Raw genomic sequence first — 14712 nt, 5'->3', positions numbered from 1 at the left:
GTGGGTCAGGACCGCAGCACCCGCAGCACGGCCACGTCGTGACCGTCGAGACGCAGACCCTCGGGCTCGACGCCCGGGTCGTCGCCCCACGACGCCACCACCTCGGCGCCGGCGCCGTCGAACGGCACGACCTGTGCCTGCTCGGCGAGGTTGGCGACGACGACGATGCTCCCCCGTCGCAGGACGAACCAGCGCGCGTCGTCGTCCGCGCGGACGTCCACGGCCGTGAGGTCGCCGCTGGCGATGTCGGGCTCGGTGCGTCGCAGGCCGATGAGGGTGCGGTAGAACTCCAGCATCTGCCGGTGTCCCTCGCCAGAGACCTCGTCCCAGCGAAGCACACTCGCCTCCCGCGTCGACGGGCTCTGCGGGTCGGGCACCTGCGACTCGTCCCAGCCGTGCGAGGCGAACTCGCCCCGGCGACCCGACCGGACGGCCTCGGCCAGCTCCTCCTCCTCGAAGGAGGTGAAGAACTGGAACGGGGTGCTCGCCCGCCACTCCTCGCCCATGAAGACCATCGCGGTGTAGGGCGACAGGAGGTAGAGCGCCGCCCCGACGGCCTGCTGGCCCGGCGTGATGCTGTCGCCGATGCGGTCGCCGGTGGCCCGGTTGCCGACCTGGTCGTGCGTCTGCAGGTAGGCGAGGAACCGATGCCCCGACGTCATGCTCTTGTCGACCGGCGCCCCCCACTCCTTCTCCCGGAAGCTCGACCAGCGGCCGTCGTGCAGGAACCCGTCGCTCATCGCCTTGGCCAGCACCGACAGCGGCCCGCCCGTCGGCCACGAGTCGTTGTCGCCGGCGAAGTCGGAGTAGTACCCCTGCGTCTCCCCCGTCAGCACGACGTGCAGCGCGTGGTGCAGGTCGTCGTCCCACTGGGCGTCCATGCCGCGGCCACCCTGAGCCGTCGGCGTGACCATGACCGGGTCGTTGAGGTCGCTCTCGGCGATGAGGTCGAGCGGACGGCGCAGACGAGCCCCGAGCTCGTTCACCTCGTCGGACAGCTGTGCCAGCACGTGCCGCTCGGAGTCGTCACGCAGCTCGTGCACGGCGTCCAGGCGCAGCGCGTCGACGTGGAAGTCGGCGAACCACCGCAGAGCGTTGTCGACGATCCACCGCCGCACCTCCGCGCTGCCGTCGGCGTCGAGGTTGACGGCGGCGCCCCACGGCGTGCTGTGGCGCTCGGTGAAGTACGGCCCGAACTCGCCGAGGTAGTTGCCCGTGGGGCCGAGGTGGTTGTAGACCGCGTCGAGGCAGACGCCCAGACCGCGGACGTGGCAGGCGTCGACGAAGCGCTGGAACGCCGCGGGGCCGCCGTAGACGTCCTGCACCGCGTAGGGCGCGACGCCGTCGTAGCCCCAGCCGTGCGTGCCGCCGAAGGCCGACACCGGCATGACCTCGACGACGTCGACGCCGAGCGAGACGAGGTGGTCGAGGTGCAGGGCCGCGGCGTCGAAGGTGCCCTCGGACGTGAACGTGCCGATGTGCAGCTCGTACACGACACCGCCGAGAACGCCTGCGCCGGAACGCGGCCCGCGCCAACCGGCATCCGACCACTCGAACGCGGTGGCCTCGAAGGTGCGGCTGACGCCGTGCACGCCCTGGGGCTGCCAGGCGCTGCGGGGGTCGGGGCGCGGGTCACCGCCGTCGAGGCTGAAGAGGTAGTCGACGGGGCTCTCTGACGGGGTCCACGACCACCATCCGCCCGACTCCGAGACCATCGGATGCCGGGTGGCCCCGTCACCATCGCGGCCGACCTCCGAGACGACGACCTCGACGGCGCGGGCGCTCGGCGCCCACACGCGGATCGGTGCGGCGCTCACGCGTCGACCTCCTCGGCGACGGCTCCGTCGGTGGCCTCGAGGTCGGCGGCGGAGCCGACCCGGACGAGCAGCGCGACGGGCAGACCCTCGTCGGGCAGCACCGTGGCGAGGGGCACCGGACCGCCGTCGACCCTGCGGTCCGACAGCACGTCACGCCAGTCACCCTGCGGCAGAGTGACTTCCGCGTCACCCCAGCCCCCGGAGTCGGCCAGTCGACCGGCGAGCCGGGTGGCGAGGGTCACGACCTCGACCCGGTCGCCCTGGCCGCGACCGAAGGCCACGACGTGCTCCGACCCGGCGTCGAGCGCCACGTGCGACGTCCCCTCGCCGACGAAGGCGTCGGACAGGGCGCGACGCACCCGCAGCGCGCGCGACGTGACGAGCAGCTTCTCGTCGTGCAGGTCGGTCGCACGGCCGCCGTCGTCGAGGCGGGCGAGCCGCTCCGACCGCTCGGCGTAGTCGACGGCCCGTCGGTTGTCGGGGTCGACGAGGGACAGGTCGACGATGTCGTTGCCCTGGTAGACGTCCGGGACCCCCGGCATCGTCAGCTGCACGAGCTTCTGCCCCAGCACCGCGGCGCGAGACTCCCGGGCGGTGGCCGAGTGCCACGCCTCGACGTGCACCGCGATGGCCGGGTCGCCGGTCATGGCGGCGACGAGGTCGGCCACGGCCTTCTCGTACGCCTCGTCGGGCGCGGTCCAACGCGTGCGCAGCTTCGACTCGCGGATCGCCTTGAGCGCGTAGCCGTCGAGCCGTTCGGCCGTGATCGGCCACGCGCCGACGAGGGTCTGCCAGAGGAAGTACTCGGTGAGGTCGTCGAGCTCGTCCGACCGGTGATCGGCGGCGAGCTCGCGGGCCTTGCGCACCCACCTCGCCCACTCGTCGGGCCGCTCCGACAGCACGAACAACCGGGCCCGGACGTCCTCCGAACGCTTGGTGTCGTGGGTCGACAGCGTCGTCATCGTGCGGGGCCACCGCTGCGCGAGACCCGTTGCGAACTGGTGGAACTCGCTCGTCGGGATGCCGACCCGACCGGGGTCTCCCCCGACCTCGTTGAGACCGGTGAGCCGCACGAAGCGGTAGTACGCGGTGTCCTCGATCGCCTTGGCCATCGCCGGCCCGCACGTCTGCTGGAAGCGCACGACGAACTCGTCGGCGGCCTGGGCGTCCTCGCCCCGGTCGCGTCCCAGCGCGAGGGTCATGACCCGCTCGACGACGGCGTCGTCGAGCGGACGGTCCCACGCACCGCGACCGCGCGTCAGCGCGTGCCCCAGCTCGTCGGCGTCCGCCTCGCCCGCGGGCGAGCCCGGGCGCAGGTACACGCGGTAGCGCTCGAGGCCCACGAGGAGCGACTCGACGACGTGGCGCGCCGCCTGCGCGTCGACCTCCGGCAGCGCCCGTCGGACCAGCCGGACGAGGCGGCTGACCTCGGTCGAGAGCATGACCTCGACGACCCAGCGCTTCGCCTCGACGACGATCTGCTCGAGGTCCTGCGACTGACCGAGCAGCTCGGTCGACAGGGCTGTCAGCGGGGCCTCGCCGTCCGGGTCGACGAAGAGACCGCCGACGCGCAGCATGGCGTCGTAGCCGGTCGTGCCGTCGGTGGCCCAGTCGGCGGGCAGCTGCTCGTCGCCCTCGAGGATCTTCTCGACGACGACCCAGATGCCGCCGGTGGCGTCGGCCAGCTGCTCGAGATAGCCCTGCGGGTCGGCCAGCCCGTCGGGGTGGTCGATGCGCAGGCCCTGCAGCTCGCCCGCCTGGGCGAACCCGACGAGCTTGGCGTGCGTCGCCTCGAAGACGGCCGGCTCCTCGACGCGGACGGCGATGAGCGAGGTGACGTCGAAGAAGCGGCGGTAGTTGAGCTCGTCGTCGGCGGTCGTCCACGACGCCAGCCGGTAGTGCTGGCGGTCCAGCAGCTCGGGCAGCGGCAGCCTCTCCGTGCCCGCGGCGACGGGGAAGACGTGGTCGTAGTACCGCACGACCGTCTGCCCGTCACGGTGCGACAGCTCGATCTCCCCCGACGCCAGCACCGACTCGAGCTCGTCGCCGAGCACCGGCATGAGGATCCGCCCGTCCTGGGCGTCCCAGTCGACGTCGAACCAGAGCGCCCACGGCGACTCCCGCCCCTCGCGCAGCAGCGCCCACAGGGGACGGTTCGCGGTGAGCGGGGTCGGCGTCGTCATGTGGTTGGGCACGACGTCGACGACGACCCCGAGGCCCGCGCTGCGGGCCGCGGCGGTGAGCCGACGGAAGGCGTCGTCGCCGCCGAGACCCGCGGCGACGTGCCGGTGGTCGGTGACGTCGTAGCCGTGGGTCGAGCCCTCCGAGGCCTGCAGCACCGGCGACAGGTAGACGTCGGTGACCCCGAGCTGGACGAGGTAGCCCAGCCGCTTCTCGGCGTCCTCGAGGGTGAAGTCGGGCTCGAGCTGGAACCGGTGCGTCGACACCGGGACGTGACGCCCCGGCATCCCCTCACCGGGTCGGCTCCCGTCCGTGCTTCCCGACACCCCGCGCGCTGCGCCCTCCGTCACCGTCACGGCTGCGCCTCGCCGAGACCGGCGACGGCGTTGTTGAGGGGCTCGCGGGGCGCGCGCAGCACGACGACGCTGCGACCGGCGACCTCGATCTGCCAGCCCGGCTCGAGCTGGCGCACCTCGACGTCGTGCAGCGCCGTGTTGATCTCCGGCACCCAGCACTCGCCGTAGTCCTCGTCCGGGATCGTGAACGAGACCGGCTGGTCGTGGGCGTTGAACATGACGAGGAAGGAGTCGTCGACGATGCGCGCACCGCGACGGTCGGGCTCCGGGATGGCCTCACCGTTGAGGAAGACCATGAGCGTCTTGGCCAGACCGTTGCTCCACGCGTCGGCGTCCATGTGCTCGGCGTTGGGCATGAGCCAGGCGATGTCACCGAGCTCGCTCTCGCCACCGTGGTCGGCGCTGCCGGCGAAGAAGCGGCGACGGCGGAACGCGGGGTGCTCGCGGCGCAGCCGCACGACCGCCTGCGTGAACGCGAGCAGCTGCTGGCGCCGCTCGTCGAGGTCCCAGTCGACCCACGAGATCTCGTTGTCCTGGCAGTAGCCGTTGTTGTTGCCGCCCTGCGTGCGACCCATCTCGTCGCCGTGCAGCAGCATCGGCACACCCTGCGACAGCAGCAGGGTGGTCATGAGGTTGCGCTGCTGCTGCGCGCGCAGGTCGAGCACGGCGTCGTCGTCGGTCGGGCCCTCGACGCCGCAGTTCCACGAGCGGTTGTGGCTCTCGCCGTCGTTGCCGCCCTCGCCGTTGGCGTCGTTGTGCTTCTCGTTGTAGCTGACGAGGTCCTGCAGCGTGAAGCCGTCGTGGGCCGTGACGAAGTTGATCGACGCGATCGGCTTGCGACCCGAGTGCTCGTAGAGGTCGCTGGAACCCGTGAAACGAGAGGCGAACTCACCGAGGGCGTTGCCCTCACCGCGCCAGTAGTCGCGGACCTCGTCGCGGTACTTGCCGTTCCACTCGGTCCAGAGCGGGGGGAAGTTGCCGACCTGGTAGCCACCGTCGCCGACGTCCCACGGCTCGGCGATGAGCTTGACCTGGCTCACGATCGGGTCCTGCTGGATGAGGTCGAAGAAGGCCGACAGCTTGTCGACCTCGTGGAACTGGCGGGCCAGCGTCGCGGCGAGGTCGAAGCGGAAGCCGTCGACGTGCATCTCGGTCACCCAGTAGCGCAGCGAGTCCATGATGAGCTGGAGCACGTGCGGGCTGCGCATGAGCAGCGAGTTGCCGGTGCCGGTCGTGTCGTAGTAGTGCGACGGGTCGCTGTCGACGAGGCGGTAGTAGTTCGCGTTGTCGATGCCGCGGAAGGCGAGCGTCGGGCCCATGTGGTTGCCCTCGGCCGTGTGGTTGTAGACGACATCGAGGATGACCTCGATGCCGGCCTCGTGCAGCGCCTTGACCATGCCCTTGAACTCGAGCACCTGCTGGCCGCGCTGACCACCGGCGGAGTAGCCGTTGTGCGGGGCGAGGAAGCCGATGGTGTTGTAGCCCCAGTAGTTCGACAGGCCCCGGTCGGTGAGGTGCGAGTCCTGCACGAACTGGTGCACGGGCATGAGCTCGACGGCCGTGATGCCGAGCGAGGTGAGGTGCTCGATGACGGCCGGGTGGGCCATGCCCGCGTACGTGCCGCGGATCTCCTCGGGCACCTCGGGGTGCAGCTCGGTCATGCCCTTGACGTGCGCCTCGTAGATGACGCTCTCGTGGTACTGGTACCTCGGCGGGCGGTCGTCGCCCCAGTCGAAGAAGGGGTTGGTCACGACCGAGAGCATCGTGTGGCGCAGGCTGTCGTCGGCGTTGGCCTCGGGGTTCGTCGCCGCGTCCTCGTCACCGAAGGTGTACGAGAAGAGCGACTGGTCGTTGTCGGGCTGACCCTCGATCGCCTTGGCGTAGGGGTCGAGCAGCAGCTTCGTCGGGTTGCAGCGGTGGCCCTTCTCGGGGTCGTACGGCCCGTGCACGCGGAAGCCGTAGCGCTGCCCCGGCTGCAGGTAGGGCACGTAGCCGTGCCACACGAAGGCGTCGACCTCGGGCAGCTCGACGCGCGTCTCCGCACCGTCGTCGTCGATGAGGCAGAGCTCCACCTTCTCGGCGACCTCGCTGAACACGGCGAAGTTCACGCCGGTCCCGTCGTAGGTCGCCCCGAGGGGGTAGGGGTTGCCGGGCCAGATCTGCATGGTGTCTCTTCCGTCGTCGTGCGCGGCCGAGAGGCAGCCGCGGCGTCACCGTGGTCGTGACGTCGGGTCGGACGTCACTGGCCGCCGCCACACATTCTGGCCCGCCCGTCGTCCGCGCGCGCAAGTGGCCGGATGCCGGTGAGCCCCTCCGTGGGACGGCGGCGCCACCCGCTGGCCTACCGACCCCGCCGGGGTCAGATCTGGGTGGCGCCGCTCTTCCAGTACCCCATGAAGGCCACTTGGTGACGGGGCATGCCCAGCTCGCCCACGAGGAGGCGGCGCACGGTCTTGACCGTCGCCGAGTCGCCGGCCACCCAGGCGTAGGTCTCGTCGGGCCCGACGGGGGTCGTGGCCTCGTCGGTGACGTCCTCCCCCGACGCGCTGTAGACGGGGGTCTCCCACACGTCGTCGTCGCCGTCGGCCGTCACGGCGGGGCCCGTCACGCCACCGGTCACGGCACCGGTCACGGACGGCAGCCCGCACTCGGCGTGCAGTGTCGTGACGGAGGCCGCACCTCGGGTGGCGTCACCGCGGGCGATCCAGTGGACGTCGACCCCGGAGGGGGCGGCGACGGGCAGGAAGTCGGCCTCCTGCGGCACCTCGACCACCGCGCAGCCACGGGTGTCGGGGTCGAGGCTCTCCAGGATGGACGAGAGGGCGGGCAGGGCCGTCTCGTCGGCCACGAGAAGCAGGCGCCGGGCCTCACCGGGCTCGAACTCGACCCCGGAGAAGCGCCGGTCGAGGCCGCGCCGCGGTCCGATGACCCCGACCTCGTCGCCCACGGCCGCGGCGGCGGCCCAGGCGGCGGCGGGGCCGGGCTCGCCCGGGTGCGCCGCGTCGGTGCCGTGCAGGACGAAGTCGACGACGAGCTCGCGCCCGTGGCCCTCGCCGCGGACGTAGCGCGCGGTGTACGTGCGCAGGTGCCCCCGCTCGTGCTCGGGCAGGGCCAGCCAGTCGGTGTACCAGGAGTCGGACGACGCGAGGTGCAGCGGCAGCGGCCGACCGGGCTCGGCGATGAGCAGCTTGATGCGCAGGTCGAGCGTCGAGCCGTCGGGACCGAAGTCGTCGAACCCCTCGCCGCCGAGGGTGATCCGCACGAAGGACGGGCTGAGCCGCTCGACCCGGCGCACGGTGCCCGCGAGGACGAGGAACGGCGAGGGCGCCGCGGCCGAGGCCGCCGTGTCGCTCGTGTTGGAGCTGGTGCTGGTGCTGGTGGGGTTCTCGGCGACGGCGGTCATGCGACGGGTCCGTTCCTGAAGGTGGTCGTGGCGGTGGCGGTGGCGGTGGCGGTGGTGGTGACGGCGGTGGTCGTGTGGGTGCGGGAGGCGGGGACGACGAGGGGGGTGCCCGACAGCGGGTCGGTGACGACCGCGCTCTCGAGGCCGAACACGTCACGGACGAAGGCGGCGTCGACGACGTCGACCGGCCGGCCCTGGGCGACGAGGGCACCGCCGCGCAGGGCGACGACGTGGTCGGCGTAGCGGGCGGCGAGGTTGAGGTCGTGCAGCACCATGACGATGGTCGTGCCGCTGCGGCGGTTCAGCTCGAGCAGCAGGTCGAGCACGTCGACCTGGTGGGCGACGTCGAGGTAGGTCGTCGGCTCGTCGAGCAGGATGACGTCGGTGTCCTGGGCCAGGGTGAGGGCGATCCAGACGCGCTGGCGCTGGCCGCCCGACAGCTCCTCGACGTGCCGGTCGGCCAGGCCGAGGGTGTCGGTGGCGCGCATGGCGCGGGCGACCGCCTCGTCGTCGGCGGCGCTCCACCGCTTGACGAGGGTGTGGTGCGGGTGGCGGCCGCGACCGACGAGGTCGACGACGGTGATCCCCTCCGGGACGGGGGGCGTCTGCGGCAGCAGCGCGACGCGACGCGAGTACTCCTTGGGCTTGAGCGACCACACGTCGCGACGGGCCGCGCCGCCGGGCGACCCGGCATCCGCACCGCCGTGACCGTTGGCGTGCCCACTGCCACGAGGGCCGTCGGGCAGGTCGGCGATGGTCACCGTGCCGGCCGAGGGCTTGAGCAGGCGCGCCAGCCCCCGCAGCACCGTCGACTTGCCGCAGCCGTTGGGGCCGACGACGGCCGTCACGGCGCCGCTGGGCACCGCGAGGTCGAGACCCTCGACGACCGTGCGACCGTCGTAGGCGAGCGAGAGGCCGCTGACCTGCAGGGCTGCGGGCGTCGTGGCGGTGAGGGCGCCGGGGCGCGCGAGGGGTTCTTCGGTCACGGTCATCTCAGGCCTTTCCGTGGCGACCGGCGGCGATGACCGCGACGATCATGAGCGGGGCGCCGAGCGCGCCGGTGATGACACCGACGGGCAGGTTGACGTCGGGGATGAGGTACGAGCCGAGGAAGTCGCCGGCGATGACGATGACCGACCCGACGAGGGCCGCGGCCCAGAGCGAGGTGCGGCCACCAGTGAGGCGCTTGGCGATCGGCCCGGAGAGGAACGCGACGAAGGCGATGGGGCCGGTCGCGGCGGTGGCGAAGGCGGCGAAGGCCACGGCGACGACGAGCCCGAGGCGGGCCCCCGCGGCGGGGGCGCCGAGGGTGGTCGAGAGGTCGTCGCCGAGCTCGGCCGCCCGCATGCGCGGGACGAGGGCGGCGAGCACCGGCAGGAGCATGAGCAGGCCGACGGCGAGCAGACCGATGACGGGCCACGTGGCGCGGCTGAGGCTGCCGGTGAGCCAGACGAGCGAGGCCTGGGCGTCCTGGATGGTGGCCCGCGTCATGACGAACTGGATGACGCTGCTGAGCAGGGCGGCGATGCCGATGCCGACGAGCACCATGCGCTGCCCCGCGAGCGAGGTGCCCCGAGAGACGAGGTACATGACGAGGCTGACGCCGACCGCGCCGAGGAGGGCGACGAGGGGCAGGACGAGGCCCTGGGCGTCGAAGAAGGTGAGGGCGAGCACGGCCGCCGCGCTCGCGCCGAGGCTGACCCCGATGATGTCGGGGCTGGCGAGCGGGTTGCGCAGCGTCGTCTGGAACATCGCGCCGGCGGCGCCGAAGGCCGCCCCGGCGAGCGCGCCGAGCACGGCCCGGGGCAGCTTGGCCTCCATGACGATGAAGGAGGCCCCGGGGGCACCCTCGATGGTCTCCCCACGCAGGATGCGGACGAAGTCGACGACGGTCACGGTGTACTCGCCGAGCAGGGTGCGCGCGAGCAGCGCGGCCACGGCGAGCACGGCCAGCCCGGCCACGACGGCCCGGACCCGCCGGAGCGGGCGGCGGCGGGCGTGCGCGACGAGGCGGACGGCATCCTGGGCCGCGCCGTCGGGGGCGAGCACGGTGGCGGGGCTAGCCGATGTCGCGGCGGGTGCGCTCACAGGGCGGCCATCCGTCCGCGGCGGACGAGCGCGATGAAGACCGGCACGCCGACGACCGCGGTCATGATGCCCGCCTGCACCTCGGAGGGGCGCGCGACGACGCGGCCGACGACGTCGGCGACGAGAAGCAGCGCCGGTCCGACGAGGAGGCACACCGGGATGATGCGGCGGTGGTCGGGGCCGACGACGAAGCGGGCGAGGTGCGGCACGACGAGGCCGAGGAAGCCGACCGGCCCGGCGAGCGCCGTCGAGGCGCCGCACAGCACGGCCACCCCGACCGCCACGGCGGTGCGGGCGAACAGGATGTTCTCGCCGAGGCTGCGGGCGAGGTCGTCGCCAAGGGCGAGGGCGTTGAGCTGGCGCACCGCGAGCAGCACGACGGCGAGGCCGACGGCGAAGAAGGGCAGCACGGTCGTGACGAGGTCGAGGCCGCGCCCGCCGATGGTGCCGACCTGCCAGAGGCGGAAGGAGTCGAACGACTGCGCGTTGCTGACCATGAGGCCCGACGACCAGCTGGCCAGGCCCGCGGTGACGGCGGCGCCGGCGAGGGTCAGCCGCAGCGGGGTGACTCCACCCCCGGCGAGGCCGGCGAGGGCGTGCACGACGACGGCGGCGATGCCCGCCCCGGCCATGGCCCACCAGACGTAGCCCGTGAGGCTGCCGACGCCGAACAGCGTGATGGCGACGACGACCGCGAGGGAGGCGCCGGCGTTGACGCCGAGCAGGCCGGGGTCGGCGAGGGGGTTGCGGGTCAGGCCCTGCATGGCGGCGCCCGCGACGGCGAGGCTCGCCCCGACGAGCAGGCCCACCGCCGTGCGGGCGATGCGGGCCTCGACGATGCCCTGCTGGGAGAGCTCGCCGCCGTGCCCGGTGAGCACCGAGACGACGTCACCGAGCGGGACGGGGTTGCTGCCGACGGTGAGGGAGGCCACCACCGCCACCCCCACCAGCACGACGAGCGCGCCGGTGAGGGTGAGCGTGCGGGTGCGGCCGACCATCAGCTGGCGTCGGCCTTCGCGACGGCCTCGGCGACCGTGGGGACGAACAGGTCGACCATGAACGGGATCGACAGCGGCGAGGGCGAGCTCGTCGTCAGGCCGACGCGCTTGTCGGCGGTCGCGACGACGGCGCCCGCCTTGACCGCGGGGATCTGGCCGATGAGCGGGTCCTTCTTCATGTTCGCGACCTCGTCGCCCTGCTCGACGTAGGTGAGCAGGATGTCCGACGTGAGCGTGGGTGCCTGCTCGGCGCTGACCGTCTTGTAGAACTCGCTCGAGCCCTCGCTCAGCTTCTCGATGACGGGGGCGTTCTTCATGCCGAGCTCCGTGAGCATGCGCGGGCGCAGGTCGAGCGGCGTGTAGTAACCGACCTGGCTGTAGTCGGTCGGCGTGACGAAGGCGTAGATGAAGGTCTTGCCCGCGAGCTGCGGGTACTTCGTGCGGGCGGCCTCGAGGGTCTGCTCCGTCTGGGCCTTGACCTCGGCGGCCTTGCCCGAGCGCCCGAGGGCCGTGCCGATGAGGTCGAGCGACTCCTCCCAAGGGGTGCCCCAGGCGACCTTCGGGTAGGCGACGACCGGTGCCAGCTTGCTCAGCTTGTCGTACTCGACCTTCGTGATGCCGGAGTTCGTGGCGAGGATGAGGTCGGGGTCGAGCTTGGCGATCTCCTCGATCGGCGCACCGTCGGCGTCGTCGAAGCGCGTCGGCGCGGCGCCGCCGATGGCGGCGAGCTGCTTGTCGAACCAGTCGCTCGACTGCTTCGCGTTGCCGCCCCACGTCACCTTGGGGGCGCCGACCGGTGCGACGCCGAGGGCCGCGACGTGGTCGGCGTCGGTCCAGCCGAGGGTGACGACGCGCTTCGGGGCGGCGTTGATCGTGGCCTTGCCGAAGGCGTGCGTGATGGTGACCGGGAACGCGTTCGCGTCGGCCTGCGACGTCGAGCCCCCGGCGCCGGGCTCCACGGTGGTCGAGCCCGAGGGGCCGGTGGAGCACCCGGCGAGCACGAGCAGGGCCACGGCGGCGGGAAGGGCAGCGACGGGGAGGGCGGAACGGAGACGGAGCACGGTGGGTCTCTCTGTCGATCGGAAGGACAGGCTCACCTTACTTAGGTAGTCCTTACCCGCCAAACCCGGTGTCCGGTGAGCGGATGCCGGTGGGCTCGCCCGCGCGAACCACTACCCTCCGCCGACCGCCGCGCGTCAGACCCCGCCCGCGAGCGTCACTCCCCCGTCGACCGTCAGCGTCTGCCCCGTGACCCACGACGCGTCGCGGCCGAGCAGGAAGCTCACCGCACCCGCGACGTCCTCCGGCACCCCGAGGCGGCGCATCGGGTAGCGCGACGCCACCTTCTCCTCGCGACCCTCGTAGAGTGCCTCGGCGAAGCGGGTCTTGACGACGGCCGGCGCCACGGCGTTGACCCGCACGTCGGGCCCCAGCTCGTACCCGAGCTCGGTCGTCAGGTGGATGAGCGCGGCCTTCGAGACGCCGTACCAGCCGATGACCCCGGAGGCCCCCAGCCCCGCGACGGAGGCCACGTTGACGACGGCGCCCGGGTGACCGGCATCCCCGAGGCCCGCGGCGACGGCCTTGCGGATCCACGAGAACGCGGCCACGACGTTGACGTCGAGCACCTTGCGGGCGACGTCGAGGTCACTGTCGAGCATCGGGCCGTACGCGGGGTTGATGCCGGTGTTGTTGACGAGCAGGTGCAGCCCGCCGAAGGTCTCACGGGCGGCCGCGAGGACCTCGTCCTGATGGGCCTCGTCGGCGGCGTTGCCGGCGACGCCGAGGGCGTGCTCGGGGCCGCCGAGACGGTCGACGGCCTCGGCCAGGGCCTCCGCCTTCCGGGCGGTGACGACGACCCGGGCGCCGTCGGCGACGAGCCGCTCGGCGATGCCGAGCCCGATGCCCCGGCTCGCCCCGGTGACGACCGCGACGGCCCCCTCGTGCAGGCGGGGGCGCCCTGCCGCGTCGCTCACAGACCGAGGTCCCGGCCGATGAGCTCCTTCATGATCTCGTTGCTGCCCGCCCAGATCTTCGTCACGCGGGCGTCGCGCCAGGCCCGGGCCACCCGGTACTCGTTCATGAAGCCGTAGCCGCCGTGCAGCTGCACGCAGTGGTCGAGGACGTCGTTCTGCACCGACGCGCTCCACCACTTCGCCTTCGCCGCGTCGACCGCGCTCAGCTCGTGCCGGGAGTGGGCGAGGACGCAGTCGTCGACGTAGGCCTCGGCCACCTCGATCTTCGTCACGAGCTCGGCGAGGAGGAACTTGTTGTGCTGGAAGGTCCCGATGGCCTGACCGAACGCCTTGCGCTGCTTGGCGTACTCGATGGTCTCCTCGAGGATCGCCTTCGCGTGGGCGACGTTGCTCACGGCCGCACCGACCCGCTCCTGCGGCAGTCGCTGCATCATGGCGACAAAGCCCATGCCGGGCTCGCCGAGCCGGTTCTCGTCGGGCACCCGGACGTCCTCGAAGAACAGCTCGGCGGTGTCGCTCTCGGGCATGCCGACCTTGTCGAGCTTGCGGCCGTTGACGAAGCCGGGCATGCCGCGCTCGACGACGAAGAGGGTGATGCCCTTGGCCCCGCGGCTCGGGTCGGTGCGGGCGGCCACGATGACGAGGTCGGCCTGGTAGCCGTTGGTGATGAACGTCTTGCTGCCGTTCAGCACCCAGCCCTCGCCGTCGGCCTCGCGCACCGCGGTCGTCTTGAGGGCCGCGAGGTCGGAGCCGCCGCTCGGCTCGGTCATCGCGATGCCGATGACGAGGTCGCCGCTCGCGATACCCGGCAGCCAGCGCTGCTTCTGCTCCTCGGTGCCCAGGTCGACGATGTACGGCGGGCAGACGTCGGAGTGGATGCCGAAGCACGAGCTCGTCGCGGCGTTGAAGCGCGACATCTCCTCGGCGACGACGGCGTTGAAGCGGTAGTCGTCGACGCCCGCGCCGCCGAACTCCTCGGGGATGTCGAAGCCGAAGAAGCCCTGCTTGCCGGCCTCTCGCCACACCTCCCGGTCGATGACCTTGTCGGCGATCATCTGCTCGGCCCGCGGGGCGAGCGTGCGGGCGACGAACTCGCGGGCGGAGGCGCGCACCGCCTCGTGGTCGGCGTCGTAGAGGTGGCGGGGCATCGGGTCCTCCTGGGCGGGGGGCGCGCCGCTGGCACGCCGGTGACTAAGCGCTTGCTTAGTTTCGCGACGCTACGGCATGCTGTCAACGTGCCCCGCACCACCACGAGCGCCGCCGTGCCCGAGACGACCCGCGAGACGACCCGCGAGCCGAGCAGCGGGCCCACCGTCGACCGACTCATGGCCGCGGCGGCCCGGTCCTTCGCCGACAAGGGCTTCCACGCCACGACGACCCGCGACATCGCCTCCGGGGCGGGGCTGAGCCCGGCCGGCGTCTACGTCCACTTCGGCTCCAAGGAGGAGCTGCTCATGGGCCTGAGCCGCACCGGCCACGAGTCGGCCCTCGCGGCCGTGCGCGAGGCCGTGGCGCAGTCGCCCACCCCACGCGAGCAGCTCGCGGCCGTCATGGCGACCTTCTCGAAGTGGCACGCGGAGAAGTACGAGATCGCCCGGGTCGTGCAGTACGAGCACCACCACCTCACCCCCGAGCACCACGCCGAGGTGCTCGGGCTGCGCAAGCAGATCGACGCCGTCGTGCGCGGCGTGCTCGAGGCCGGCGTGGCCGACGGCAGCTTCACCATCGACGACGTCGGCGACACCGCGCTCGCCCTGCTGTCGATCGCCGTCGACGTCGCCCGCTGGTACTCCCCCACGATCCGCCGCACGCCGTCGCAGATCGCGACGACCAACGCCCACCTCGCCCTGCGGCTCGTCGGCGCGGCGGCCTGACGCCCTGCCGTCGGCCGCC

11 protein-coding genes are annotated in these 14712 nt (G+C 72.5%); 1 reads left to right on the top strand and 10 read right to left on the bottom strand.

Annotation, left to right across the window (positions count from 1 at the left end; genetic code table 11):
* Positions 1–5: 5 nt before the first annotated feature.
* The 10 genes from treZ to DFJ68_RS02145 form a co-directional block, all read right to left on the bottom strand.
* Positions 6–1817, bottom strand: a complete 1812-nt coding sequence (gene treZ / locus DFJ68_RS02190; protein ID WP_121030649.1) for a malto-oligosyltrehalose trehalohydrolase — start codon at positions 1815–1817, stop codon at positions 6–8.
* Entirely contained in the window at positions 1814–4354 is a 2541-nt protein-coding gene (gene treY / locus DFJ68_RS02185) for a malto-oligosyltrehalose synthase (protein WP_338067394.1), read from the bottom strand. The genes treZ and treY overlap by 4 nt, the downstream gene beginning before the upstream one ends.
* A complete protein-coding gene (gene glgX, locus DFJ68_RS02180) occupies positions 4351–6519 on the bottom strand; it encodes a glycogen debranching protein GlgX (RefSeq protein ID WP_121030645.1) in 2169 nt (722 codons plus the stop codon). The genes treY and glgX overlap by 4 nt, the downstream gene beginning before the upstream one ends.
* A gap of 194 nt (positions 6520–6713) precedes the next feature.
* A complete protein-coding gene (locus tag DFJ68_RS02175; protein ID WP_121030643.1) occupies positions 6714–7757 on the bottom strand; it encodes a siderophore-interacting protein in 1044 nt (347 codons plus the stop codon).
* Complete coding sequence (locus DFJ68_RS02170; protein ID WP_121030641.1) at positions 7754–8749, bottom strand: ABC transporter ATP-binding protein; 996 nt, start codon at positions 8747–8749, stop codon at positions 7754–7756. Before DFJ68_RS02170 ends, DFJ68_RS02175 begins: the two co-directional genes overlap by 4 nt.
* 1 nt (position 8750) lies before the next feature.
* Complete coding sequence (locus tag DFJ68_RS02165) at positions 8751–9845, bottom strand: FecCD family ABC transporter permease (RefSeq protein WP_245963402.1); 1095 nt, start codon at positions 9843–9845, stop codon at positions 8751–8753.
* On the bottom strand, positions 9842–10843 hold the full coding sequence (locus tag DFJ68_RS02160) for a FecCD family ABC transporter permease (RefSeq protein WP_121030637.1): 1002 nt from the start codon (positions 10841–10843) through the stop codon (positions 9842–9844). The genes DFJ68_RS02165 and DFJ68_RS02160 overlap by 4 nt, the downstream gene beginning before the upstream one ends.
* Positions 10843–11904 carry an iron-siderophore ABC transporter substrate-binding protein gene (locus DFJ68_RS02155; protein WP_245963401.1) on the bottom strand — a complete coding sequence of 354 codons (1062 nt, stop codon included), beginning with the start codon at positions 11902–11904 and terminating at the stop codon, positions 10843–10845. The genes DFJ68_RS02160 and DFJ68_RS02155 overlap by 1 nt, the downstream gene beginning before the upstream one ends.
* A 135-nt stretch (positions 11905–12039) precedes the next feature.
* Positions 12040–12819: an SDR family oxidoreductase gene (locus DFJ68_RS02150; RefSeq protein WP_245963400.1), complete on the bottom strand. Its 780-nt coding sequence runs from the start codon at positions 12817–12819 to the stop codon at positions 12040–12042.
* Positions 12816–13967 carry an acyl-CoA dehydrogenase family protein gene (locus DFJ68_RS02145; RefSeq protein WP_121030635.1) on the bottom strand — a complete coding sequence of 384 codons (1152 nt, stop codon included), beginning with the start codon at positions 13965–13967 and terminating at the stop codon, positions 12816–12818. Before DFJ68_RS02145 ends, DFJ68_RS02150 begins: the two co-directional genes overlap by 4 nt.
* An 87-nt stretch (positions 13968–14054) precedes the next feature.
* Between DFJ68_RS02145 and DFJ68_RS02140 the strand changes: the two genes are divergently transcribed.
* Positions 14055–14693 carry a TetR/AcrR family transcriptional regulator gene (locus tag DFJ68_RS02140; protein WP_245963399.1) on the top strand — a complete coding sequence of 213 codons (639 nt, stop codon included), beginning with the start codon at positions 14055–14057 and terminating at the stop codon, positions 14691–14693.
* Positions 14694–14712 lie beyond the last annotated feature (19 nt).

This window comes from Terracoccus luteus, from assembly GCF_003635045.1.
Taxonomy (GTDB): Bacteria; Actinomycetota; Actinomycetes; order Actinomycetales; family Dermatophilaceae; genus Terracoccus; species Terracoccus luteus.
The sequence above is the reverse complement of the archived record's forward strand: the minus strand, read 5'-3'. Positions and strand labels throughout refer to the sequence as shown.

What these genes read in the sequence shown, in the direction of transcription:
- glgX (WP_121030645.1), bottom strand. Translation starts at nt 6,519, where the DNA reads ATGCAGATCTGGCCCGGCAACCCCTACCCCCTCGGGGCGACCTACGAC.
- DFJ68_RS02145 (WP_121030635.1), bottom strand. Translation starts at nt 13,967, where the DNA reads ATGCCCCGCCACCTCTACGACGCCGACCACGAGGCGGTGCGCGCCTCC.
- DFJ68_RS02175 (WP_121030643.1), bottom strand. Translation starts at nt 7,757, where the DNA reads ATGACCGCCGTCGCCGAGAACCCCACCAGCACCAGCACCAGCTCCAAC.
- DFJ68_RS02160 (WP_121030637.1), bottom strand. Translation starts at nt 10,843, where the DNA reads ATGGTCGGCCGCACCCGCACGCTCACCCTCACCGGCGCGCTCGTCGTG.
- DFJ68_RS02170 (WP_121030641.1), bottom strand. Translation starts at nt 8,749, where the DNA reads ATGACCGTGACCGAAGAACCCCTCGCGCGCCCCGGCGCCCTCACCGCC.